The 23,175-nt window shown below is 71.0% G+C and carries 21 protein-coding genes; 13 read left to right on the forward strand and 8 right to left on the reverse strand.

From position 1 onward, the window contains the following. The first annotated feature begins 28 nt into the window (after positions 1 to 28). A complete protein-coding gene (locus tag G3I19_RS01950; RefSeq protein WP_164258744.1) occupies positions 29 to 889 on the forward strand; it encodes an oxidoreductase in 861 nt (286 codons plus the stop codon). 46 nt (positions 890 to 935) lie between these two features. On the opposite strand, the gene efeB is transcribed toward G3I19_RS01950, so the two are convergent. From efeB to G3I19_RS01985, 7 genes are all read right to left on the reverse strand, one after another. Then, positions 936 to 2,168, reverse strand: coding sequence for an iron uptake transporter deferrochelatase/peroxidase subunit (gene efeB / locus G3I19_RS01955; RefSeq protein WP_164258746.1), 1,233 nt, complete (start codon positions 2,166 to 2,168; stop codon positions 936 to 938). Between the two features lie 247 nt (positions 2,169 to 2,415). Beyond that, on the reverse strand, positions 2,416 to 4,545 hold the full coding sequence (gene efeU / locus G3I19_RS01960; RefSeq protein ID WP_164258748.1) for an iron uptake transporter permease EfeU: 2,130 nt from the start codon (positions 4,543 to 4,545) through the stop codon (positions 2,416 to 2,418). Between the two features lie 137 nt (positions 4,546 to 4,682). Further along, the gene (locus tag G3I19_RS01965; protein WP_164258750.1) at positions 4,683 to 5,225 is read right to left on the reverse strand and encodes a GNAT family N-acetyltransferase; all 543 of its coding nucleotides are present in this window, start codon (positions 5,223 to 5,225) and stop codon (positions 4,683 to 4,685) included. Positions 5,226 to 5,267: 42 nt separating this feature from the next. Continuing rightward, positions 5,268 to 5,702, reverse strand: coding sequence for a VOC family protein (locus G3I19_RS01970; RefSeq protein WP_164258752.1), 435 nt, complete (start codon positions 5,700 to 5,702; stop codon positions 5,268 to 5,270). 77 nt (positions 5,703 to 5,779) lie between these two features. Further along, a complete protein-coding gene (locus tag G3I19_RS01975) occupies positions 5,780 to 6,457 on the reverse strand; it encodes a DUF1028 domain-containing protein (RefSeq protein ID WP_164258754.1) in 678 nt (225 codons plus the stop codon). 71 nt (positions 6,458 to 6,528) lie between these two features. Beyond that, entirely contained in the window at positions 6,529 to 7,986 is a 1,458-nt protein-coding gene (locus tag G3I19_RS01980; protein WP_164258756.1) for a 4-hydroxyphenylacetate 3-hydroxylase family protein, read from the reverse strand. Beyond that, the gene (locus tag G3I19_RS01985) at positions 7,983 to 8,591 is read right to left on the reverse strand and encodes a flavin reductase family protein (protein WP_203599024.1); all 609 of its coding nucleotides are present in this window, start codon (positions 8,589 to 8,591) and stop codon (positions 7,983 to 7,985) included. The genes G3I19_RS01980 and G3I19_RS01985 overlap by 4 nt, the downstream gene beginning before the upstream one ends. A 181-nt stretch (positions 8,592 to 8,772) precedes the next feature. Here G3I19_RS01985 and G3I19_RS01990 point away from each other — a divergent pair, with 181 nt between their 5' ends. The 10 genes from G3I19_RS01990 to G3I19_RS02035 all read left to right on the forward strand — a co-directional run bounded on the left by G3I19_RS01990 (position 8,773) and on the right by G3I19_RS02035 (position 20,089). Then, positions 8,773 to 9,699, forward strand: coding sequence for a LysR family transcriptional regulator (locus G3I19_RS01990; protein ID WP_164258757.1), 927 nt, complete (start codon positions 8,773 to 8,775; stop codon positions 9,697 to 9,699). A gap of 93 nt (positions 9,700 to 9,792) precedes the next feature. Further along, a complete protein-coding gene (locus tag G3I19_RS01995) occupies positions 9,793 to 10,938 on the forward strand; it encodes a M20/M25/M40 family metallo-hydrolase (protein ID WP_164258760.1) in 1,146 nt (381 codons plus the stop codon). A 123-nt stretch (positions 10,939 to 11,061) separates the two neighbouring features. Continuing rightward, positions 11,062 to 12,489 (forward strand): amino acid permease, encoded by a 1,428-nt coding sequence (locus G3I19_RS02000; protein WP_203599025.1) that lies wholly within the window; start codon positions 11,062 to 11,064, stop codon positions 12,487 to 12,489. 39 nt (positions 12,490 to 12,528) lie between these two features. After that, positions 12,529 to 13,677, forward strand: a complete 1,149-nt coding sequence (locus tag G3I19_RS02005; protein ID WP_164258762.1) for a M20 family metallopeptidase — start codon at positions 12,529 to 12,531, stop codon at positions 13,675 to 13,677. Next, the gene (locus tag G3I19_RS02010) at positions 13,674 to 14,561 is read left to right on the forward strand and encodes an FAD synthetase family protein (protein ID WP_164258764.1); all 888 of its coding nucleotides are present in this window, start codon (positions 13,674 to 13,676) and stop codon (positions 14,559 to 14,561) included. The genes G3I19_RS02005 and G3I19_RS02010 overlap by 4 nt, the downstream gene beginning before the upstream one ends. 104 nt (positions 14,562 to 14,665) lie before the next feature. Next, on the forward strand, positions 14,666 to 15,640 hold the full coding sequence (locus tag G3I19_RS02015) for a nucleoside hydrolase (RefSeq protein ID WP_164258766.1): 975 nt from the start codon (positions 14,666 to 14,668) through the stop codon (positions 15,638 to 15,640). Between the two features lie 32 nt (positions 15,641 to 15,672). Beyond that, positions 15,673 to 16,335 (forward strand): ECF transporter S component, encoded by a 663-nt coding sequence (locus G3I19_RS02020; protein ID WP_203599026.1) that lies wholly within the window; start codon positions 15,673 to 15,675, stop codon positions 16,333 to 16,335. Positions 16,336 to 16,363: 28 nt separating this feature from the next. Next, positions 16,364 to 17,131, forward strand: coding sequence for an energy-coupling factor transporter transmembrane component T (locus tag G3I19_RS02025; protein WP_164258768.1), 768 nt, complete (start codon positions 16,364 to 16,366; stop codon positions 17,129 to 17,131). Then, a complete protein-coding gene (locus G3I19_RS02030) occupies positions 17,128 to 18,999 on the forward strand; it encodes an ABC transporter ATP-binding protein (RefSeq protein ID WP_164258770.1) in 1,872 nt (623 codons plus the stop codon). The genes G3I19_RS02025 and G3I19_RS02030 overlap by 4 nt, the downstream gene beginning before the upstream one ends. Positions 19,000 to 19,318: 319 nt before the next feature. Continuing rightward, the gene (locus G3I19_RS02035) at positions 19,319 to 20,089 is read left to right on the forward strand and encodes a 3-beta hydroxysteroid dehydrogenase (RefSeq protein ID WP_164258773.1); all 771 of its coding nucleotides are present in this window, start codon (positions 19,319 to 19,321) and stop codon (positions 20,087 to 20,089) included. Between the two features lie 414 nt (positions 20,090 to 20,503). Here the strand turns inward: G3I19_RS02035 and G3I19_RS02040 are convergent, their stop codons facing one another. Next, positions 20,504 to 21,358: a LysR substrate-binding domain-containing protein gene (locus tag G3I19_RS02040; protein ID WP_343234954.1), complete on the reverse strand. Its 855-nt coding sequence runs from the start codon at positions 21,356 to 21,358 to the stop codon at positions 20,504 to 20,506. Between the two features lie 337 nt (positions 21,359 to 21,695). Between G3I19_RS02040 and G3I19_RS02045 the strand changes: the two genes are divergently transcribed. Both G3I19_RS02045 and G3I19_RS02050 read left to right on the forward strand, forming a co-directional pair. Next, a complete protein-coding gene (locus tag G3I19_RS02045; RefSeq protein ID WP_164258774.1) occupies positions 21,696 to 22,055 on the forward strand; it encodes a DoxX family protein in 360 nt (119 codons plus the stop codon). 103 nt (positions 22,056 to 22,158) lie between these two features. Then, positions 22,159 to 23,109 carry an NADP-dependent oxidoreductase gene (locus tag G3I19_RS02050; RefSeq protein WP_164258777.1) on the forward strand — a complete coding sequence of 317 codons (951 nt, stop codon included), beginning with the start codon at positions 22,159 to 22,161 and terminating at the stop codon, positions 23,107 to 23,109. Positions 23,110 to 23,175: the final 66 nt, after the last annotated feature.

Genomic DNA, 23,175 nt, shown 5'->3' on the forward strand with positions numbered 1-23,175 from the left:
ATCTCGTCCTGCACAAGGAGGACCAGGCATGACACACACAGCCAAGACCCTGCTGATCACCGGCGTCAGCGGCGGCCTCGGGCGGGCCTTCGCCGGCGCCGCCCTGGAGGCCGGCCACACCGTCGTGGGGACCGTCCGCAACGGCGCCGACGCGGCTGCCTTCACCGCCCTCCATCCTGAACGCGCCCACGCCCGCGTCCTCGACGTGACCGATGACGCAGCCGTGTTCGCCGTGACCGGCGAGGTGGAGGAAGCCGTCGGCCCCATCGACGTGCTGATCGCGAACGCCGGCTACGGCCTGGAAGGGACCTTCGAGGAGACCTCCCTGGCCGACCTGCGCGCCCAGTTCGACGTCAATGTCTTCGGCGCCGCTGCCACCATCCAGGCCGTCCTGCCCTTCATGCGCCAACGACGCCGCGGGCACATCCTTGCCGTCACCTCCATGGGCGGCCTGGTCGGCTTCCCCGGCGTCTCCGCCTACTGCGGCAGCAAATACGCACTCGAAGGCATCCTCGAAGCCATCGGCAAGGAGGTCGCCGCCTTCGGCATCCATGTCACCGCCGTCGAGCCGGGCTCCTTCCGTACCGACTGGGCCGGACGCTCGATGATCCGCGCACCGCGCACCATCCCCGATTACGACGACGTCTTCGAACCCATCCGCGCAGCCCGCCGGATGGCCGACGGGCGGCAGCCCGGCAACCCGGCCCGCGCGGCCGCCGCACTCCTGCGCGTGCTCGGCACACCCGGCCCGCCCGCCCATCTGGTCCTCGGCTCCGACGCCCTGCGCCTGGTACGCGCCGGACGCGAAGCTGTCGACCGCGACCTCGGCACCTGGGAAGAGGTCACTCTCTCCACCGACTTCCCGCAGCCCCGCGGGACAGCCTCGTGATACGCGAAGCACGGGAGACCCCCGAGCCCAGCGGATGAGAGCCCGGTCAGCTGAGGATCCGGCGCCCGAACCAGTCCCTGGAGTCGGTGACTCCGGGGAGGGCGAAGAAGTAGCCGCCGCCGAACGGCTGGACGTAGTCCACGAGGGGTTCGTCGATCAGGCGCTGCTGGACCTTCTCGAACTGGCGGTGCAGGTCCTGCTGGTAGCAGGCGAAGATGTGCCCGCACTGCAGGTTGCCGTTCTCGTCCATGCCGAGGTCGTAGTTGTACGAGCGGCGCAGGAGGCGCTGGTTGCCGGTGGCGTGGGTACGCGGGTTGGCCAGGCGGATGTGCGAGTCCAGCGGGATGACCTTGCCCTCGGGGTCCTTCGCGTAGTCGGGGGTGTCGGTCTCCGCGTTGCCGTCCAGCGGAGCGCCGCTGTCCCGGCGGCGGCCGAACATCATCTCCTGCTCGTTGATGGACACCCGGTCCCAGAACTCCACGAGCATGCGGATCAGCCGGACCACCTGGTAGGTGCCGCCGTGTGTCCAGGCCGGCTCGGCCGGGTCGTCCACCCACACCAGGTCCTGAGCCGTCCTGTGGGTGGGGTTCGCGGTGCCGTCCTTGAACCCGAGCAGATTGCGCGGGGTGCCCGAGGGGCGCGGGGGCGAACCGTACCCCTCCATCTTCCAGCGCAGCTGCATGCCCCCGCGGGTGTGCTTGGCCAGGTCGCGGATGGCGTGGTGGAGGGTGTCGGGGTGGTTCGCGCACAGCTGTACGAGCAGGTCGCCGTGGCTCCAGCGGGCCTCGGGCGCGTCGTTGGGGAAGGTCCGCATCGGTGTCAGGTGCAGCGGCTTCAGATGCGACAGCCCGTACCGGTCGTCGAAGAGGCTTGACCCTACGGCCAGGGTGAGGGTGAGGCCGTCGGCGGGGATGTCGGGGCCCAGCACGTCGCTGTCCGACGGCGGCTGGCTGACGCCCAGGTCGGGCGGGGTGCCGCCGGAGGCGAGGAAGCGGCCCCGTTCGGTCAGGGTGTGCATGAGGTCGGCCAGATCGGCCCGCTTGGCCGCCGTCACGTCGAACGCGGCGAAGGCGGAGAACCGCTGCTGGTGCGGCGGGCCTGGGGTGAGAATGCCCGACTGGTGGGTCCCGTGGAAGGGGTAGGACGACGCCTCGTGGGTGGTGTCGCCGCCGCTGCTCGCGTCGGCTCGGGCCCCCGCGGCGAGGAGCCCGCCGGTCAGGGCGGTGCCGGCGGCGCCCGCGGCACCGCCCTGTATGAACGCGCGTCGGCTGACGCCCATGGCAGATCTCCTTGGTAATCGGGTCGGTCGGATCGGGGCGGCCAGGTCTGGTCTGGTCTGGTCTGGCCAGATCGGGTTGGTCAGGTCTGGTCAGATCGGGTTGGTCAGGTCTGGTCTGGGTGGTCAGGCGGGGTCTGGTCTGGTCGGGTCGGTCGGATCGGGCGGCCGGGTCTGGTTGGTCGGGCCGGGCGGGGCGGGGCGCGGCGTGAGCCCGGTGCGGACGACGTGTCCGTACCGGGCGTCGCCGTCAGCGGGAGAGTGGCACCTCAAGCAGGTCGGGTACCGAGGCCAGGGTCTCCAGGACGCTGCCGATACGGGCGTCCACCTGCTGGCGCTGGGTCAGCGGGACGTCCTTGAAGGGCTCCCAGCCGCCGTGTTTCCGGGTCGCCCGCAGTGCCGTGTCCAGGGAGTCGAGCTGGCTGGCCGCCGTGGGCAGCAGCTTGGGCGAGCGTGCGCGGATGAGGGGCGCCAGTTCGTCGAGTACCACCCGGGTCCCCGCCACATCGGCCTCGGTCTCCGCGTACATGGCGCCGGAACCCTGGTCGGCCGCGCCGGTCAGCCGGTCCCGCAGGGCGTCCTCCAGGATCTCGTGGGAACGCAGCGGAAGGTCGGTGGGGTCGACCGTCACCTGCGGCAGCTTGTGGCGCAGGGTCGCGACGTCGGTCCGCAGCCGGTCGGCCACGGGCAGCAGGTCGCCGGTGCCCGCTCCGTGCCACAGGCCGTACTCCAGGCGGTGCAGACCGGTGAAGTCCTTGTCGTGTACGCCGCCGGGCAGGCCCTGCGGCAGTCCGTCGATGGCGTCCCCGAGGTCCCCGAAGCTGCCGTAGGCGGCGCCGACCTTGTCCCAGGTGAGCTGGGCGGACAGCCAGTCCTTGCGGGCGGTGTCCAGGTGGTGATGGGCGATGTCGCCCCGGAGGGCGGTGACCGTACGGCCGAGGGTGGCGAGTTGGGGCGCCACGTAGGCCCGGTACTGGGCCGTCGCCGGCTTGAGGTCGGCCACGGACACGCGCTTGACGGCGACCGGGGCCTTGGCCCCCGAGCCGGACCCCGAAGCGGCGCTGATGGTGACGGTCTTGGAGCTCGTGGTGCCGCGGCCGGATATCAGGCACTTGAAGGTGTACTCACCCGCGCCGAGCGTGGCGGCCATCGTCCCGGTGGTCGCCGGGCCCAGCGTCTCTATCTCGGCGACTATGGCGCCCGATGCGTTGTCCAGGTTGATCTCGCCGGCCCGCCCCGACTTGTTGACCACCTGGAAGGTCTGCGCGCCCGCGTGCCCGGACGTCCACCCGGTCGCGCACCCGGACGCGGTGACGTCGACCTGCGTGCCGGCCGTCGTACTGCCGCCGGAGGGCAGGAACACGACCACCGCCGTGGCCACGAGAGCCGGTACGACCACGATGACAGCGCCGACCGTCCAGGGACTGCGTCCGGCCAGGATGCCCGGCCGGGTGTCCCGCGCCGCGGAACCGGCAGCGCTGCTTCCGGCTGCCTCTGCCCCTGCCCCTGCCCCTGCCTCTGCCGCAGGCTGAGGTGCCGAGGCAGGCGCAGGCGCAGGCGTACGGGCGGCGCGGACGAACAGGATGACGGTCACGCCCAGGTACACCGCCCACGCCACGACTTGGAGCACGGTCATCCGTGTGGTCAGCTCGGTCACACCGGTGATGAGCGTCGCCCACCAGGAGCTGGTCGGAACGGTCCCGCTGACGTCGAACGCGAGCCAGGTGTGTCCGGGCAGCAGGCCGGCGTTCTGGAGTTCGCCGAGTCCGTACGCCAGTACTCCCGCGGTGATCACCAGGAGGGCCAGAGCCGTACGCGAGAAGAAGACGCCCAGGTTGATGCGGATCGCCCGGCGGAACAGCAGCCAGCACGCCAGGGAGGCGAGGGCCAGCCCCAGCCCGGCGCCGATCAGCGGGGACACCGTCTCGCCGGAGGCTTTGGCCGCCGTCCACAGGAACAGGGTGGTTTCGAGCCCTTCGCGGCCCACCGCGAGGAACGCCGTGGCGGCGAGGGCGCCGGCGCCCAGCTGGGTGGCGGCCGCCACCTTGGAGCGCAGTTCCCCGGACAGACTCGCCGCGGTCTTCCGCATCCAGAAGACCATGCCGGTGACGAGGACCACCGTGAAGACGCTGAGCAAGCCGCCCAGCATCTCCTGGCCGCTGCTGGAGAGGACGTCGACGGAGAAGGTCAGGATCGTGGCGAAGCTCGCGGAGACGGCGACCGCTCCGACCACGCCCAGCCACACCGGGGCGGAGGACACCCGGCGTCCCTCGCCCCCGGTACGGCGCAGCGCGGCCAGCAGGATGCTGATCACCAGCCCTGCTTCCAGTCCCTCCCGCAATCCGATCAGGAGATTGGGGAACGCATCAGCCCAAGTCATAGACAGTAAGGTAAGCCATGCCTAAAAAGGAAAGGACCGGGCCCTGTCTGTTTCCGGGTCCGCATATGAATTCTTTGCCCGGACGTGGTAATCCCCGGTACTTCCCGGTCGGAGCCTCCCGTGCGGGCCGCGTGCGCTCAGCCGGACGGGGCGACCGGCGGCCGCCTGCCGAGCCACTGCTCAGCGCCGTACGCTTCGAACCGCTCCGCCTCGGTGAACCCCAGCTTCGCCGCCAGGCGCATCGAGCGGGCGTTGGCGGTCTGGGTGAAGAGCACCACCGGCTCGCCGGGAAGCTCGCCCGCGAGCCAGTCGAGTGCCGCTGTGCACGCCTCGGTGGCGTAGCCGAATCCCCACGCCTGCGGCAGGAACTGGTAGCCGAGTTCGGCCTTCCCGGCAGCGGCTGCCGGAGTGTGGTCTCCCGCTGCTCTCCTGAGAATGACCTGGCCGATCGCGGCTCCGTCGAGATCGGCAGTGAAGATGCCGGGGCGCCGCTCGGGCCCCGCGGGCATCTCGCGTTCGAGCTCGTCACGCGGCCTGGGGCCACCGAGGTAGGTGCCCACCTCCGGTGAGGCCAGCAGTTCGATGAACGCCGCACGGTCCCGGGCCTCGGGCGCACGGAGCACGAGCCTGTCCGTCCGTATCGGGGCAGGCGGCCAGGCGACGGGTCCGAGGTCGGTCACACGGCCAGCCAATCAGCAGGCCCAGCGGCGATCAAGACCCCGTCAGTCGAGACAGAACTCGTTGCCCTCGACGTCCTGCATCAACAGGCACGACTCGTCGAAGCCATCGGCACGCAGCAGTCGCACCCGTACCGCGCCGAGCGGGACCAGCCGTGCGCACTCGGCCTCCAGCGCGGCGACGCGCTCGTCGCCCACGAGCCCGGTGCCGACGCGTACGTCGAGGTGCACCCGGTTCTTGACGACCTTGCCTTCGGGGACGCGCTGGAAGAACAGCCGCGGGCCCACCCCAGAGGGATCACCGCAGGCGAACGCGGCGCCCTGACGCTCGGGCGGCAGCGAGCGGTCGAAGTCGTCCCACGTGGCGAACCCCTCCGGGGGCGGCGGTACGACGTACCCCAGCACCTCGCACCAGAAACGGGCGACGCGCTCGGGTTCCGCGCAGTCGAAGGTGACTTGGACCTGCCTGATAGACGCCATCGGCCCACCCTAGGGCCTGTCGTCCGTGGCCGCACCGACATACGTGCCCGCCGCCCGTCACGCGTCGCCTCCGCCCGTCACGCGTCGCCCGGCACCCCGTAGCTCGGTGCGTCGGCGGGGCGCAGTGCCCGGGAGAGGTAGTCGCGCTTCATCGTCGCCCACCGCCTCCACAGCTGTTCCAGTTCGCCCATCGGGTCGTCGTCCGCCCAGTCGACGCGCAGATCGGTGACCGGCCAGCTCACCTCGTACACCACGACGATCCCCGCCGAGTGCTCCGGTCCCTCCTCGCCCCCGGCATCCCGGCCCGCGAGCAGTCCGGCCAGCAGCCGGTCCTCGAACTCGGCGCCGTCGGAACGCTCGTAGGCGGCCAGCATGGCGTCCACCACCCCCGGATCGGACAGCAGATTCCCGGCCGCGACCACACCGTCGCCTTCCACGGTCCTGTGGGTGCCCAGGGTGCCGTCGCCGGAGTACGCCGCCGTCCGGCCCCGGGCGTCCACCACCGTCAACTGGCGGTAGCCGCTGTACTCGTCCGACGCGACGGCCGCCGCGATCGCGTGCCGCGGCTCGACCCCTTCCTCCAGCAGGTGCAGCAGACGCGGCCCGAGGGCCGGGTTGGTGACGTTCTGCGATGCGGCGGCCCCCACGCCGCTGCGGACGTGCGCACATCGCGCGGCGACCGCGGGGCTCGACGAGGTGACGACGGCACCGAACGCGCCGGTGGCCCCGTCCCGCGCGACCAGGGAAAACGTCATGGGCAATCCTCACTGTGTGGTGTGGCGTGGTGTGGCGTGCAGTGCGCTGCGCTGCACGGGCGTGAACGCGGTCAGAGCGAAGCGTCGACCTTGTCGGACAGCTCGGCAGCCGCCTTGACCAGATCCAGCGGCCCGCTGAAGTCGAAGTTCCGGTACACCGCGCCGAGTTGGGCGAACGGCGGGGACTGGGCGAACAGCTGGAACGTCAGCCGGTGCCCCGCGTAGTCGCTGTTGAGCAGGTCACGGGCGAAGGCGAGCAGCCGGCGCCGGTCGTCGGCCACCCAGTTCTCGTTCACCGTGTAGTACTTCTCCAGCCAGGGGGCGATCTCGGGGTGCTGGAACGTCGCCGCGTCCGGGGTGATGCAGATCTGGCCCCCGCACAGCTCGCGGGCCGTGTGCATCATGGCCGGGAGCTGGGACAGTGCGACCACCCGGCCGGTGTAGAGCAGCGACTGGTTCGGCATCAGCAGGCCGCCCGGGCTCGGCTCGGCCATCGCGATCGCCGCCGTCAGATGGGCGTTGACCGTCTCCCGGTAGCACGCCAGCTGGGCCAGCTTCTCCTGCACGGCGGGCTGCTTCTCCAGCCCGGTCTGCTTCACGTTCCACAGGGCGGCGCCGATCATCAGGTCCGCCAGGTGCAGGGTGCGCTGGACGAAAGGGAAGGCGCTGTACCGGTGCAGGGTGGCGCGGATGAAGGCGGCCGCCCGGGTGTGCTGGTAGAACAGCACGTCCTCCCAGGGGATCTCGACGTCGTCGAAGATCACCAGGGACTCGACCTCGTCCACCCGGTTCGCCAGCGGGTAGTCACTCGCCGGGGCGCGGCCCGCGAAGCCGTTGCGGCAGACGAACTTCAGGCCCGGCGAGCCCATGTCCAGTACGAACCCGACCGCGTAGTCGGACAGCGCGTCGTTGCCCCAGTTGGCGATCGTCGGCTTGGTGAACGCCTGGTTGGCGTACGCGGCGGCCGTCTCGTACTTGGCGCCGCGGACCACGATCCCGTTGTCGGTCTCCCGCACCACGTGCAGCAGCATGTCCGGGTCCTGGTCCTTCGGCGCCTTGGACCGGTCACCCTTGGGGTCGGTGTTGGCCGAGACATGGAACGGGTCAGCGGTGACGGCCGTCTCGATGTGCCGCCGGATGTTCTCGGAGAAGCGCGGGTCGACCTCGTTGAGTACGTCCTGGCCGTCGTAGAGGGACCACATCTCGCCTATGGTCTCGTCGCCGACACGGGTGACGACGCCGCCCGCTGCCCGCTGCACCAGGTCGACCGCGGCCCGCTTGTCGTGCCAGTCCTGCTGGGTACGGGGCAGCTTGTTCGCCACCGCGTTCAGTTCGCCGGTCCCGGCGGACCGGTATGTCATCCGGGCCTGGGACGCCTCCTCGTGCGCCAGATCGTGGATCCGGGCCCGGACGTCGACGATCGGCTTGAACATCGGGTGCCGGGTGACGTCGTCGACCTGCTCCCCGTCCACCCAGACCTTCCGGCCGTCCCTGATGGACTCGCGGTACTCGTCTCCTGTACGGATCATCGTGGCGTCCTCTGCTCGTCTCGGTGGCCCGGGCCTGACCCGGGAAAGGCGGGGAAAGCCGACGGCGCGAACGCCTCGGGCTGTGCGTAACGCCGGTCGCTGTAGACGAGTGGCGTGCCGCCGGCCACGGTGGCGTCGCGGATCACGCCGACGTAGATGTGATGGGTGCCGATGGTGAGCACGGTGTGCAGCCCGCAGTCGAAGGACGCGACGGCGTCCGCGACCCGCGGCGCCCCCGAGGCCGTACGGGCCCACTCGCCGCAGGTGAAGTCCCACCGCTCCTTTCCCGGCCACGGGCGGCCCGCGAACGTGTCCGCGACGTGGTCGTGCTGCTTGCCCAGCACACTCACGGCGAACGACCCGTGTGCCTGGATCGCCTCGTTCAGCGGGCTCCGGTGGTTCACACACACCAGGAGACTCGGCGGCTCGTCGGACACCGCGCACATCGCGCTCACCGTCTGCGCGAACCGGCCCAGCCGGCCGTCGGTGGCGACCACGGTGACACCGGTGGCCACGGTTGCCATGGCCGCCCGGAACTGCGTTTTCGGAACCGACGTGACCGTCGCGCTGCCCAGGTCCGACTCGGGATACTCGGGACGTGACACGGCTTCGCCTCCTTCGGAGAGGGGTCGGAGAGGGGTCGGAGAGATCTCGGTGAGTTGCGTGCCGGCTGCCGAGAAGTATGTGAGCGGGTCCTGCCATCGGACCAACAGAACTTTCTGTGGACAGCCTTCGATTTCGCTTATACGTTTCCGGTGGTTCAGCGCGAGAGAGGACCACCTGGTCATGCACGAGATCAGTTTTCGACAGCTCGAGTACTTCGTCGCCGCCGCCGAGACAGGCACCGTCACGGCCGCAGCCGCGAAGGTGCACCTGACCCAGTCGGCGGTCTCCACTTCACTGGCCGAGCTGGAGGAGAACCTCGGCGTGCAGCTGTTCCTCCGGCACGCCCGCGGCCTGAAACTGACCGCCCCGGGCAGGCAGGCGCTGGCGGACGCACGCCGGCTGCTGTCCGGAGTGGACGAACTGCGCGACTCCGCCCGCGAGACACAGACCTCGCTCTCCGGCAGCCTGGTCGTGGGCTGCTACAGCACGCTCGCCGCGGTGCTGCTCCCACGGGTCATCGCCGCCTTCGTCGCGAAGTACCCGGATGTGGACCTGAGTTTCATCGAGGGGTCCGACCAGTACCTCGCGGGCCAGCTGCGCAGCGTCGGCTGCGACATCGCCCTGATGTACGAGGCGCCCGAGCTGACCCTGGCGAAGGACCTGCGGATGACGGCGCTGTACGCGGCCGAGCCCTACGTCCTGCTGCCGGCGCACCACCGGCTGGCGGCCCAGGACGAGGTCAGCATGACGGACCTGGCCGCCGAACCCATGGTCCTGTTCGACCTGCCGCCGGGCGCCACGTACTTCCTGTCGCTGTTCAAGGACGAGGACGTGACGCCGAACGTGCGCTACCGGGCGACGAACTTCGAGATGGCCCGCTCACTCGTCGCCCACGGTCTCGGCTACTCGGTGCTGACCCAGCACCCGGGAATCTCGATCAGCTACGACGGCATCGAAATAGCCACCAGGCCGCTGACCCCGCGCCGGCCCGGGCTCAACGTCGGCATCGTGCGCCTCACCGATCTGGCGCCCAGCCGCCGTGCCACGGCGTTCGCCGAGCAGTGCGCCGAGACACTCGGCGGAAGCATTGATTTCTTCGATGGTTGATTTCGAATAATTCTGTTTGTTCAAACTCTGCTCCTCCTGGCTGAATGACCTGCGTTCCAGCTCAACTCCTCAGCCGGACGGAGACACAAGCCCATGTCGAATCGTGACCTCGACCTTCTGCTGCAGACGCTGGCCATCGATTCCACCTGGGGCCGGGAGCAGGAACTCGCCGAGTTCATCGCCGACCGGCTCCGGCAGTGGGGTGCGGACGAGGTGAGTCTGGTGGAGTCGATGCCGGGCCGGCCCAGCGTCGGTGCCCGGATCAGGGGCACCGGGGGCGGCAAGTCGCTCATCCTCAACGGCCACCTGGACACCTACGAGGTGTCCGGGGACTGGGACACCGACCCGTTCGCCCCCTATGTCGCGGACGGCAGGATCCACGGTTCCGGGATCGCGGACATGAAGGCCGCCACCACGGCTTCGCTCGCGGTCCTGCGCCGCGTCCTGGAATCGGGCACCCGCCCGCGCGGCGACCTCGTCTTCCAGGGAGTGTCCTGCCACTTCGAAGGCGGGGTCGGCACGCGTTCCCTGATCGACGCCGGCTTCACCGCAGACGCGGCCATCTGCGGCGAGCCGACCGACAACACCATCGGCGCGGTGCACCGCGGCGCGGCCTATCTGGAGATCACGACCTACGGCAAGCAGGCCCACACCGCGGGCAAGCACCTGGGACTCAACGCGATCGAGACGATGGAGCCGATCCTGCCGGCCCTGCGCGAACTGGAACGCTCCCTGCCCTACGAGCCCCACCCGGAGCTTCCCGGCGGCCCGATCCTCAACATCGGCACCATCAGGGGCGGCACGAAGCACAACCAGGTCCCCGACCGGTGCACGGTCTCACTCGACCTGCGGCTGCTGCCCTCACAGGACCCGTACGCGGTCCGGCAGCAGGTCATCGCCGCGATCGACAAGCTGAGCGCCGACGACCCCCGGATCAGGGCGACGGTCGAGTTCAGCCCGCACTGGCTCAGCGGGCCCCGCCTGCCGTACGAGATCGACACCGGGGCGCCCATCGCCCGCACCGTGGCCGACGCGGTCCGCACCACCGGCGGGACCCCGGAGTTCCGCGGCATCCAGTTCTGGACCGACATGGTCCCGCTCGGGCAGGCCGGTATCGACGCGGTCAACATCGGGCCCGGCACGCCCCCTTACAACTGGGCGAACGAGTGGGTCGAGACGAGCAAGTACCTCGAAACCGTCGAGATCTACGCGGCGGCGGCCCAGGCGTGGTGCTCCTGACCCCAGCGTCCGGCCCGGCGTCCGGTCCAGCTGCCGGCACAGCTGCCTGACCGGCTTCCGGCACGGCCTCCGACGCGTGGCTCCCCTCTCCCTCGTCGTACTCGAAGAAGAACGAGGTCCACCATGGCAACGACCAGTGACCGGCCCGCTCGGCCCGTTGTGCCCGATGAGGTACCCGCCCCCGGCGGCGGGCTCAAGAGATCCCTGAAAACGCGGCATCTGACGATGATCGCGCTCGGCGGCATCATCGGCGCCGGACTCTTCGTCGGCTCCGGCGCGGTGATCAACCAGACCGGCCCCGCGGCCATCCTGAGTTACGCGGTCAGCGGGGTGCTGATGATCTTCGTCATGCGGGCCATCGGCGAGATGGCCGTACTGCGGCCGTCCGCCGGCTCCGTGGCCAACTTCGCCCGGCACGGCCTCGGCAACTGGGCCGGGTTCACCATCGGCTGGCTCTACTGGTACTTCTGGGTCGTCGTGGCGGCCATCGAGGCGGTCGCGGGCGCCGGGATCCTGAGCGGCTATCTGCCGTCGGTGCCCACCTGGCTCCTGTGTCTGGGCCTGATGCTGGTGATGACCGCCATCAATCTGCTGTCGGTGAAGGCGTACGGCGAGTCGGAGTTCTGGCTCGCCTCCATCAAAATCGTCGCGATCATCTTCTTCGCCTGCGTCGCGGTGGTCTTCCTGTTCGGCGGCACCGGCAGGCCGAGCCCGGGCCTGAGCCATCTCGTCGGCTCGGGCGGCTTCTTCCCCATGGGCATCATGGCCGCCGTGATCGGCAGCGTGACCGTGCTGTTCTCCATGGGCGGCGCGGAGATCGCCACCATCGCGGCCGCCGAGTCAGAGAAACCGGCCGAGTACGCCGCCAAGGCGACGAAGCAGGTGATGTACCGGGTCTTCACCTTCTACGTGCTGTCGGTGCTGCTGATCGTGTGCATCGTGCCGTGGGACTTCTCCTTCTCCGGCAAGATCATCAAGAGCCCGTTCGCGGTCGCCCTGGACGCCGTGGGCGTCCCGTACACCTCGCTCATGATGCAGGTGGTCGTACTGACAGCGGTGCTCAGCTCGATCAACTCCTGCCTCTACATCACCTCGCGGATGCTGCTCACGCTGGCCGAGCAGGGTGAGGCGCCGAAGTTCCTCGCCAAGGTCAACCACCGCGGTGTACCGGTCCGCGCCACGCTCGCCGGCACGTCGATGGGCTATCTCGCCGTCATCGCCAACTACTTCTTCCCCGAGCAGGTCTTCCTGTTCCTCATCAACTCCTCCGGTGCGATCCAGCTCATCTACTACATCGTCCTGGTGGCGGCGCAGATCCAGCAGCGCAAGCGGATCGAGCGCGACGGCAGCGAGCCGGTGAAGCTCAAGATGTGGCTCTTCCCCTATCTCTCCTACGTGACCATCGCGTGGATGGCCGGAGTCCTCGCCGTCATGATCATCATGCCCGGGACGCGGTCCGAGGTGGGGCTGAGCTTCCTCAGCCTGGCCGTCGTCCTGGCCGCCTACCGGCACCAGGGCCGGGCCCGTCGCCGGGCGGCACGAGCGGCTTGAACCCCTGACCCGGCGGGGGCGAAGCGAGGAGGAACACCGATGACCATTTCCCTCAAGGCGGCCGCGCGGAGCGTGGTGGAGCGGCACGCCGACGCGTTGATCCGGCTGTCCGAGCGGCTGCACGCCGACCCGGAGACGGCCTGGGAAGAACACCGGGCCGCCGCCCAGGTGCCCGAGCTGCTCGACCGGGCGGGCTTCCGGGTGACGCCGGAGCATCTGGGCCTGGACACCGCGTTCTTCGCGCGGTTCGGCAGCGGCCCGACCCGGATCGCGGTCTGCGCCGAGTACGACGCGCTGCCGGGCCTCGGCCATGCCTGCGGGCACAACCTGATCGCGGCGAGCTCGGTCGGCGCCGCCCTCGGTCTCGCTGCTGTCGCCGATGAGGCCGGTCTCACCGTGGAGGTCTACGGCACACCGGCCGAGGAGGGCGGCGGTGGCAAGATCGAGATGCTGGAACGCGGCGCTTTCGCCGGGGTGGACCTCGCGATGATGGTGCACCCCGCGCCCGTCGACGTGGCCGAGGCGAGGCCGTTCGCGGTCAGCCACTCCAGGATCGCCTACACGGGGAAGTCGGCCCATGCCGCGGCCTATCCGGAGGCGGGGGTCAACGCGGCGGACGCCTTCACCGTGGCACAGGTCGCCATCGGACTGCTCAGACAGCAACTGCCCGCTTCGGCCCGTGTGCACGGGGTGGTCACGCATGCCGGAGACGCCCCGAACGCGATCCCGGAGACGGCCACCGGGCGCTGGTATGTGCGGGCGGAGACGCTCGCCGAACTCGCCGAGCTGGAGCCGCGCGTCATGCGGGCCTTCGAGGCCGGAGCCCTCGCCACCGGCTGTGATCTGCGCGTCGAGCCGGAGAGCAAGCCGTACGCGGAGTTCCGCGCGGACGAGGGTTCCCTCGCGCACTACCGTGCGAACGCGCGGGCCCTGGGACGTGAGTTCGCCCCACCGGGCCAGGCCGCCCGGATGAACCGCGCCTCCACCGACATGGGCAACGTCTCCCAGGTGGTGCCCGCCATCCACCCCTACATCGGAATCGGTTCCCTGCCCGCCACGAACCATCAGCACGAGTTCGCCGCGTTCTGCGTGGGCCAACAGGCGCAACGGGCGCTCCTGGACGGGGCCGTGGCCCTGGCCTGGACCGGAGTGGACCGGTCCACGCAGACCGGGGGAGCGGCGGCATGACGGCGACCGCGACGACGACCACGACGGGGATGGTGACGGCGACCGCGACCACGGCCGCCTCTGCGCGTGCCCCGGTGCTGTGGACCGACCCGGGGGACATACCGCCGGGCTCAGGCCCCACCGTGGTCACCATCGGCCAGTTCGACGGAGTGCACCGCGGCCACCGGCGACTGCTGACCGCCACCCGCCGCCGGGCCGACGCCCTGGGGGTGCCGGCCTGCGCGATCACCTTCGCGAGGCACCCCCTCAGCCTGCTCGCACCGCACCGTTCACCGGCGGAGCTGAGCGGGCTCGACGCGAAGATCCGGCTGCTGCACGACTGCGGCATGGACATCGTCCTTGCGCTGCCCGCCACCCGGGACGTTCTCGGCACACCGGCGGAACGCTTCGCCGATGACCTGCTGTGCCAACGCCTGGGCGTGTGCGCGGTGTTGGTCGGCCCCGACTTCCGTTACGGAGCTGGTGCGGCCGGGACCCCGGATAGCCTGGCGGCGAGGCTCGCACCGCACGGCGGCGAGGTCACTGTCCTGCCCACCGTCCTGCGGGGTGGTGAACGGGTCTCCTCCACACGGATCCGGGCCGAGATCGGCCGGGGCCGCCTGGACCGTGCCGCCTGGCTGCTCGGCCGTCCGTACGCGGTGCCGGTGACCGTCGGCCCGGACAGGACCGTGGTCCCGGACGGCGGCTCCGCCTGGCCGTGCCCCGGCAGATACCCCGTGGTGCCCGACCTGCCGGGTGCGGACCGGTCCGGGTCCGCCCGTACGCCCGGGTGGACCCGCCCGGCGCTGGAGCTGACGGTCTCCGGCCCCCGGGCGAGCCTGCCCGGCAGCACCGCCCTGCCCGGAGCCCGCCTCATGCTGTCGTTCACCGGCGAGCCCGGATAACTCCCCTGCGGCCACAGGGAGATGTTCTGCGTCCAGCCATCCAGCCATCCGTCCATTCGCCCAACCGTCCGTCCATTCGCCAACTCCGCTACCAGGGAGCCACCGTGACACCCGCACCGATCGTCCTCGACAGTGATCCCGGCCTCGACGACGCCGTGGCCCTGCAGTATCTGCTCGGCACCGGACTGTGGGATCTGAAGGCGTACCTCGCCGTCGGCGGCAACGTGCCGGTGGAGCAGACCTTCCGTAACGCCCGCGGCCTGGCCCGCGCCTTCGGAATCGACGGCGACGTCCCCGTCCACCGCGGCGCGGGCCGCCCCATCAGCCGGGTCGAGTTCTCCGCCGATTTCCACGGCCCGACCGGCCTGGGCACCGAGGTGCTGCCCGACTCCACCGCACCCGAGCCCGCCGAGAGCGCCGCCTCCGCGCTGGTGCGGCTGTCGAAGGAGTACGAGGGTGAGCTGACCGTCGTCGCCATCGGCCCGCTGACCAATGTGGCCGCCGCGCTGCTGCTGGACCCCCGGGTCGCGCACCGGGTGCGCAAGCTGGTGTTCATGGGTGGCGCCGCGCGGGTGCCGGGCAACACGAACCCCGTGGCCGAGTTCAACGTCTGGGCCGACCCGGACGCCGCGGACATCGTCGTCTCCAGCGGCATCCCGTACACCATGGTCGGTCTGGATGCCACGAACCGCTGGCGCTTCGGCCGCTCCGACCTGAACAGGCTCGACGCCGCCGGCCCGGGCCAGGAACTGACGGCGCGTCTGATGCGGGCGTATCTGCAGTCGTACGAGGACCACACCGGCGAGGCCAGCGGCGCGCTGCACGACCCGCTCGCTGTCGGTGTCGCGGCCGACGAGTCCTTCGTCACCGCCGAGACCGGCACCGTGATCGTGGAATGCGCGAGCCAACTGACCCGTGGGCAGACGGTGTTCCTGCCCGCGGATTCGAACCGGAGCTACGACTGCCCGCCGGCCGTCGCGGCGCGTACGGAGCACACCGGACGGGTCGCGCTGGGGGCTGGGCCCCGTGACTTCAGCGCCCACTTCACCGAGACCGTGCTGCTCCGCCCGAGCCTCTGACCACCCCGCCGCCCACCTCGGAGGTACCGCTCATGCTCACCGTGCACCCCCCGGCCGACGACGGTGCCGAGTACGTCCCGCCACCCGGCTTCGGTCTGCGGTCCAACCGCTTTCCCGGGATGAAGGCCCAGCTGACCACGCGCGCGTGGGCGCTGATCCCCGTCGGAGTCGGTATCAACGTCGTCGGCGGTGTCCTGGTCACCACCCTGCGTCTGCCGCTCTACCTCGACTCGATCGGTACCGCGCTCACCGGGATCATCGCGGGGCCCTGGGTGGGTGCCGTGACCGGTGTGCTGACCAATCTGGTGCTCGGGGTGACCGCCAACCCGACGCTGCTCCCGTACGCGGTCACCAGCGCTTTCATCGGTCTGGGGGCGGGCTTCATGGCCCGTTGGGGCATGTTCAGGTCGCTGCCCCGCGTGATCGTGTCCGGCCTGGTGATGATGCTCATCGCCACGCTGGTGACGGCGCCGATCAGCATCTTCGTGTTCGGCGGGGTGGCCGGGACCGGTGTCGACGCGGTCCGGGGTGCCTTCTCGGCCCTCGGCTCCAGTCTGGTCGCCAGTGTCTTCCAGTCGAGTTTCCTGGTCGAACCCTTCGACAAGACCGCCTCCGCGCTGCTGGCCTTCTACGCCGCGAAGTCCATCCCCCTGCGCTTCCGCCCACCGTTCGGCCGTCTCTCCCTGCCGCGCTGAGCCCCGACTCCTCCTGACAGGACACCCCGTGATTGGCTACGTCCCCGGCGACGGCTTCCTGCACCGTCGCAACGCGGTCACCAAACTCAGCTGGGCCGCCTCGCTCTCCGCGACCGTCTTCCTGCTCCCCGGGGCCCGGATGGTCTGGGCCGTCGTCGCCCTCGTCGCGCTGACCACCGCGGCCGCCGGTCTCGCCCGGCGGCTGATCCGGCCCGTGCTGACGGTCCTGCTGCCGTTCGGCATCAGCCTCGCCCTTCTCCAGGGCCTGTTCAACCCGGACAACACCACGACCCTGCTCTCCCTGGGGCCCGTCAGCTTCGGCCTCCAGGGAATCCTGTACGGCACCCTGATCCTGGGCCGGCTGGCGACCGTGCTGCTGACCTTCTTCCTCCTGCTGCTCACCACCACCCCCAAGCAGCTCACGGCCGGGCTCGCCGCCCGTGGCGTCTCGCCCCGGTTCGGGTACGCGATCCTCGCCGCGATCGAGTTCGTACCCGACATGCAGCGCAGGTCGCAAGCCGTGCTCGCCGCCCAGCAGGCCCGCGGGCTCGATGTCAGGGGCGGTATCGGGCAGCGGATCAGGGCGTTCTCCTCGCTGCTGGGCCCGCTGATCACCGGGGCGCTGATCGCATCGGACACCCGCGCCATGGCGCTGGAGGCCCGCGGATTCTCCCGGACCGGCACACGCACCCACCTCGCTCTGGAGCGCTACGGCGCCGCCGACCGGACGGCGGTGTGGATCTCAGGACTGCTCTTCCTCGCCGCACTCACCCTGAAGGTGGTCCGACCGGTATGACCGACACCCCCCTCGTCCACACCGCGCCCCTCGACGCTCTCGCCCCTCTCGTCCGCATCGACAGCGCCGTCTTCGCCTACCCGTCGGAGCCGGACGAGATCGTGCTGCGCGATGTCTCACTCACCCTCGAAGAGGGCAGCTTCACGGGTCTGATCGGGCCCAGCGGTGCGGGGAAGACGACCCTGTGCCGGCTGCTGGCCGGGTTCGTACCGCACCATTTCGACGGCCCGTTCGCCGGTACCGCCACCATCGACGGCCACGACCTGGCAACCGCCACCATCGGCGACCTCGCCGCCTCGGTCGGCTACGTCTTCGAATCCCCGCACGACCAGCTGACCGGCGCCAACACGACCGTCTTCGACGAAGCCGCCTACGCCCTGGAGAACCTGGGCATCCCGGCCGACGAGATCCGCCGCCGCGTCCACGAGTGTCTGGAGACCGTCGGTATCGGACACCTCGCCGACCGGCATCCACAGGCCCTGTCCGGCGGGCAGTGCCAGCGTCTCGCGCTCGCGTCCGTGCTCGCCATGCGCCCGAAACTCCTGGTCCTGGACGAACCGACGTCGCAGCTCGACCCGCTGGGCGCCGAAGAGGTGATCCAGGTGATCTCCCGTATGCACGACCGCGGCTTCACCGTCGTGCTGTGCTCGCAGGACATCGCCTCCTACGCCCCGTACGCGGACCGGCTGATCCTCATGGAGGAAGGCCGGATCACCGCCGAGGGCGACCCCCGGTCCGTGCTGCGCCACGCCGCCGAGCGGGAGGCGCCGGTCACCGTGCCCGAGCCGGTCCGTATCGGCCTTGAGCTACGCCGTCGCGGTGTGATCGCGGACGCCGTCCCCGTACCCCTGAGCGTGACGGAGGCCGCAGCCGAGCTGGCGCCGCTGATCGGTGAGTCCGCGCGGCTCTCGCTCGAACCGGATGGGCCGGATGGGCCGGATGGACCCGGTCGGCCGGATGGGCCGGAAGGATCGGATGGGCCGGAAGGATCGGATGGGCCGGGTGGATGGGGTGGGCCGGAAGGATCGGGTGGGCCGGGTGGAGCGGCCGCCGGGGCGGACCCGGACCCGACGACCGTACGGGCCGAGCGCGTCACCCATGTGTACCCGGGCGGAGTGCGGGCCCTGGACGGGCTGGAGGTCACGCTGGACAGCGGCTGCATCTGCCTGCTGGGACAGAACGGCGCCGGCAAGTCCACCCTGGCCAAGCACCTCAACGGCCTGCTGAAGCCCACCGGGGGCCGGGTGCTGATCGGTGACCGGGACACCCGTGAACACCGGGTCGCCCACCTCGCCCACCAGGTGGCCCTCGCCTTCCAGAACCCCGACGACCAGCTCTTCAGACGCACCGTCGAGGACGAAGTCGCCTTCGGCGCCAAGAATCTGGGCCACTCGGCCGACCGGGTACGGCAGTTGGTTGACGACGCGCTGACCCGCCTCGACCTGCGGCAGCTGCGCCACCGCAACCCCTCCGAGCTCAGCCTCGCCGCCCGTAAGCGGGTCGCGGTCGCCTCGGTCGTCGCCATGGACACCCCGGTGCTCGTGCTCGACGAACCGACCGGGGCGCAGGACGCACCCGGCAACGCGCTGCTCGGCCGGCTCGTGGACGAGCTCACAGCCGCGGGCAAGCTGGTGATCGCCGTCACCCACGATGTGGAGTTCGCCCGCCGTCATGCCACTCGCATCGTCGTACTCGCCCGGGGCGGTGTCCTCCTCGACGGCACGCCCACCGAAGTCTTCGCCCAACCCGAGGCACTCGCCACCACCTTCGTGCTGCCTCCGGCCGGGGTCCGGGTGGGCACCGCGGCGGGGATCTCCCGGCCGCCGCTTGCCGTCGAGCGGCTGCTGGAGCTGCTGTCCACGTCCTGACCGGCGGCCTGCGACGGGGAAGGCTGTCCGTTCCTGCCCGTCCCTGCTCGTCCCCGCCGTCCCTGCTCGTCCCCGCCCCGCCGCCTGTCCGCCGGCCGCCTGTCCCCGCCCGTCCGCCGCCTGTCCGTCTGCTGCCTGTCCTTCGCCCGTCTGTCGGCCGTCCCGCGTCGGGGTTTCCCCATGCGTCCCACTGGCATGTCCGGCATCGTGGAGGGGACAGACAGGGAAGGCCGGGGCCAGTCCTCGGCCTCCACGCAGTCTCCAGCTCCACGCAGTCTCCAGAGGGAACTCCGGACGGAAGAAGGGCAGCGCAGCACTGATGCGTATCGCGATTGCCGGTGGCACCGGCTGGACCGGCAGGCGGGTGGCCGCGGCGCTCCGTGCCCGGGGCGACGAGCCGGTGGTGCTGGCCCGCTCGGCCGGTGTCGACCTCATCACCGGCGAGGGTCTCGACCGGAAGCTCGACGGCGTCGAGGCCGTGATCGACGTCAGCAACATCACGACGACGAGGGCCAAGGCCGCCGTGTCCTTCTTCGAGACCGCCACCGCCCAGCTGCTCGCTGCCGGGCGGAGGGCCGGCGTGGCCCACCATGTCGCGCTCTCGATCGTCGGCGTCGACCGGGTCGGCCTCGGGTACTACCGGGGCAAGCGCCGTCAGGAGGAGCTGGTGCTGGAAGGCCCTGTCCCGGGCACGGTCCTGCGGGCCACCCAGTTCCATGAGTTCGCCGCGCAGATGCTCGACCGCAGGGGGCCCGTGGTGATCGCCCCGAAGATGCTCAGCCAGCCTGTCGCGCTGACGGAGGTCGCCGGACAGCTGGCCGCCCTCGCGCACGGGCGGCCCATGGGTATGGCACCCGAACTCGCCGGTCCTGAGGAGCACTTGTGGATGCAGGACATGGTGCGCCGGCTGGCCCGGGTACGCCATGAGCGGCGGCCGGTGATCCGGCTGGCGATGCCGGGCAAGGTCGGCAAGGGCCTGGCCGGCGGGGACCTCCTGCCGACCGGCCCCGGGCCACGCGGCACCGTCACCTTCGACGCCTGGCTCGCGACCCAGCGGCCGGACGCGGCCGAGTCCGCGGATCAGGCGTAGGACCAGGACCGCACACCGTGGGCGGCCCCGCGTGGCGTACGGCCGTCCACGGCAGAGGGGCCGGGGCCCGGCTTTCGCGGGCGGTCGCACCGCTCGCCGCCCCAACGGCCCTTGTCCCACTGGCCGCCGCCCCACTGGGTCCCACTGGCCGTCGCCCCACTGGTGGTCGCTGCCCCACCGGTCGCTGCCTCAACGGTCCTTGTCCCACTGGCCGTCGCCCCACTGGTGGTCGCTGCCCCACCGGTCGCTGCCTCAACGGTCCTTGTCCCACTGGCCGTCGCCCCACTGGTGGTCGCTGCCCCACCGGTCGCTGCCTCAACGGCCCTTGCCCCACCGGCCGTCGCCCCACCGGCCGTCGCCCCACCGGTCGCCGCCCCGCTGGTCGCTGCCCCACCGGCCGGTGGCCGGTGCCGTTCAGTGGCGGCGGTACGCGGTGGCGGCGATCTCGGTGAAGGAGCGGATCAACGGGTTGGTGTCCCCGTCGTTCCACGCCACCACGACCCGGCTCGGCACCATGCCGGCCAGCGGTACCACGGCCAGCTCCGCGGGCAGGTCGTGCCCGAGCGGGGCCAGGCCGACCGTGCCGTTCCACAGCACGGCCTGCAGACACTCCTGGACGGCGCGTACCACGGGGCCCTCGCGCGGCCTGCCGCCGTTCCAGTACGACTGCCAGACGGGATCGGTTCCCCGCGGGAACTGGAACCACCGGCGGTCGCTCAAGTCGGCCGGCCGCAGCCGGTCGTGGCGGGCCAGCGGATCATCGGCGCGCAGGACCACACCCACCGGGTCCGCCCGCAGCGTACGCACCGTCAGGGCGGTCTCGTCGAACGGCGCCCGTGTCAGTGCGACATCGACAAGTCCGGCGCGCAGCCCGCACGTCGGATCGGTCAGATCGGTGTCGCGGACACGGATGTCGATGCCGGGGTGGCGCCGACGGTAGGCGGCGGCCAGCCGGGCCACTCCCGGGTCGGTGCCGTCGCCCAGGATGCCGACGGTGAGGGTCGCCGCGCCGGCCGCCGTGCTCACCCGTACCCGGACGCGGTCGGCATGGCCGAGCAGGGCCCGCGCCTCGTCGAGCAGCACCGTGCCCACCGGCGTGAGCGTGACGCCGGCGGGGGAGCGGACGAACAGCGGGGCCCCGACATCGGACTCCAGCTGCTTGATCGCCCGGCTCAGCGGCGGCTGGCTCATATGCAGCCGGGTGGCGGCCCGGCCGAAGTGGAGTTCCTCGGCGACCGCCACGAAATAGCCCAAGGTCCGTAGCTCCACGCTGTAACGATACCTACGGGGTATCGGCGCCGCAGGATGAGTCTTGGACACCGGCGGGGCCCCGGCGGTCCACTCGTGAGCATGACCGAAGAAGAAGCGAAGAGCAGGGCGCGCTCGCCCCGGCGGCCGGCCGCTGACGCCCCGGGCCACCGGCGAAGCGATGAGCGACTACGCGACCGAGCCCGCAACCGGCTTCGCCTGAGCCCGGCGGGCCGGGTCCCCCCGGTCCGCCCATGCGCGGAAGCGCTGAAGGGAAGCGCTGAAGGGAAGCGCTGAACGGAAGCGCTGAGCGGAAGCGTTGAACGGAAACGATGCACAGAAACCACGAACGGAAACGATGAACATCGCCTACTGGACCGTCGCGGGCCTTCTCGCCCTCTTCTACCTCTACTCGGGCGCGATGAAGGTGACCCGCAGCCGTGATCAGCTCCGCCCGATGATGGCCTGGGTCGACCGCGTACCGCTGCCTGGCGTGAGGGCGCTGGGGGCGGTCGAGATACTCGGCGCGGCCGGACTGATCCTGCCGCTGCTGACCGGCATCGTCCCCTGGCTGGCACCGGCCGCTGCCGTCGGCTTCGTACTCCTGCAGATCGGTGCGGTCGCCGTCCACCTGACCGGCGAAGACCGCCGGATCGTACTCAACGCCGGGCTCATCGCCGGTGCGGCCGTGAGTGGTTGGCTGGCTGCCGTGATGTGAAGGAGCACAGCCACGCGCCGGCGGATGCGTGTACCGTGGCCGATAGTTTGATAACTGTCGTACAAAGACTGTCGTGGGATTGTCGTGCAAGGAGGCGAGGACTGTGCGAGCGATCGGCCTGACCGAGTTCGGCGGACCTGATGTGCTGCGGGCGATCGAGCTGCCCGATCCGGAGCCGGGGAGCGGTGAGGTGCGCATCCGTGTGCACGCCGCCGCGGTCAACCCCACGGATACGCTGCTCCGTTCCGGCGCCACGAGCGCGCGGTTCGACGGCCGCCCCGGGCCGTACGTGCCAGGGATGGACGCGGCGGGCGTGGTCGACGCGATCGGGCCGGACACCGACACCGCGCTCAGGCCCGGGGACCCGGTGATCGCGATCGTGCGCCCTTACGGGCCGCGCGGGGGCGCCTACGCCGAGTTGGTCGTGGTGCCCGCCGATTCGGTGGCCCCGATGCCGTCCGGTGTGGACTTCCCGGCCGCCTCGACCCTGCTGATGAACGCCCTCACCGCCCGCCTCGGGCTTGACCTGCTCGCCGTGCCGGCCGGTGGCACCGTCGCGGTGACCGGGGCGGCCGGGGCCTTCGGCGGGTACGCGGTGCAGCTGGCCAGGAGCGACGGGCTGCGGGTGCTGGCCGACGCCTCGCCGGCCGACACCCGACTGGTGTCCGGCCTGGGCGCCGATGAGGTGGTGCCACGCGGTGACGATGTCGCCGACCGGTTCCGCGCGCTCACAGCCGACGGGGTGGACGGTGTGCTCGACGGGGCGATGCTGCACGGACTGGTCGTCCCTGCGGTCCGGGACCGCGGCGGGATCGCGGTCGTCCGCGGCTGGGACGGCCCGGTCGGCCGCGGTGTCCGGGTGCACCCGGTCTGGGTCAACGAGGCAGCAACCGACCACGCCCGCCTGCTCCGGCTGCGGGACCAGGCCGAGGCCGGCGAACTGACCCTGCGCGTGGCGGGCGTACTGCCCGCGGACCAGGCGTCCCGGGCGCACCGGCGCATGGCCGAGGGCGGACTGCGGGGACGTCTCGTACTGGACTTCACCGCCGGCTAGGCACGAGGAGGTGGGGCGCGCCGGTCTGCCGGTGCTGCTCACCTCTGTGTGGTGGTGCTGGTGCTC

This window comes from Streptomyces sp. SID10853 (assembly GCF_010548145.1).
Lineage (GTDB): Bacteria > Actinomycetota > Actinomycetes > Streptomycetales > Streptomycetaceae > Streptomyces.

Bases quoted from the DNA above. Each gene is read 5' to 3' on its own strand.
- G3I19_RS02000 (WP_203599025.1), top strand. From the start codon at position 11,062: ATGGCAACGACCAGTGACCGGCCCGCTCGGCCCGTTGTGCCCGATGAG.
- G3I19_RS02035 (WP_164258773.1), top strand. From the start codon at position 19,319: ATGCGTATCGCGATTGCCGGTGGCACCGGCTGGACCGGCAGGCGGGTG.
- G3I19_RS01970 (WP_164258752.1), bottom strand. From the start codon at position 5,702: ATGGCGTCTATCAGGCAGGTCCAAGTCACCTTCGACTGCGCGGAACCC.
- G3I19_RS02045 (WP_164258774.1), top strand. From the start codon at position 21,696: ATGAACATCGCCTACTGGACCGTCGCGGGCCTTCTCGCCCTCTTCTAC.
- G3I19_RS01975 (WP_164258754.1), bottom strand. From the start codon at position 6,457: ATGACGTTTTCCCTGGTCGCGCGGGACGGGGCCACCGGCGCGTTCGGT.
- G3I19_RS02010 (WP_164258764.1), top strand. From the start codon at position 13,674: ATGACGGCGACCGCGACGACGACCACGACGGGGATGGTGACGGCGACC.
- G3I19_RS01950 (WP_164258744.1), top strand. From the start codon at position 29: ATGACACACACAGCCAAGACCCTGCTGATCACCGGCGTCAGCGGCGGC.
- G3I19_RS01990 (WP_164258757.1), top strand. From the start codon at position 8,773: ATGCACGAGATCAGTTTTCGACAGCTCGAGTACTTCGTCGCCGCCGCC.
- G3I19_RS01995 (WP_164258760.1), top strand. From the start codon at position 9,793: ATGTCGAATCGTGACCTCGACCTTCTGCTGCAGACGCTGGCCATCGAT.
- G3I19_RS02005 (WP_164258762.1), top strand. From the start codon at position 12,529: ATGACCATTTCCCTCAAGGCGGCCGCGCGGAGCGTGGTGGAGCGGCAC.
- G3I19_RS02020 (WP_203599026.1), top strand. From the start codon at position 15,673: ATGCTCACCGTGCACCCCCCGGCCGACGACGGTGCCGAGTACGTCCCG.
- G3I19_RS01980 (WP_164258756.1), bottom strand. From the start codon at position 7,986: ATGATCCGTACAGGAGACGAGTACCGCGAGTCCATCAGGGACGGCCGG.
- efeB (WP_164258746.1), bottom strand. From the start codon at position 2,168: ATGGGCGTCAGCCGACGCGCGTTCATACAGGGCGGTGCCGCGGGCGCC.
- efeU (WP_164258748.1), bottom strand. From the start codon at position 4,545: ATGACTTGGGCTGATGCGTTCCCCAATCTCCTGATCGGATTGCGGGAG.
- G3I19_RS02030 (WP_164258770.1), top strand. From the start codon at position 17,128: ATGACCGACACCCCCCTCGTCCACACCGCGCCCCTCGACGCTCTCGCC.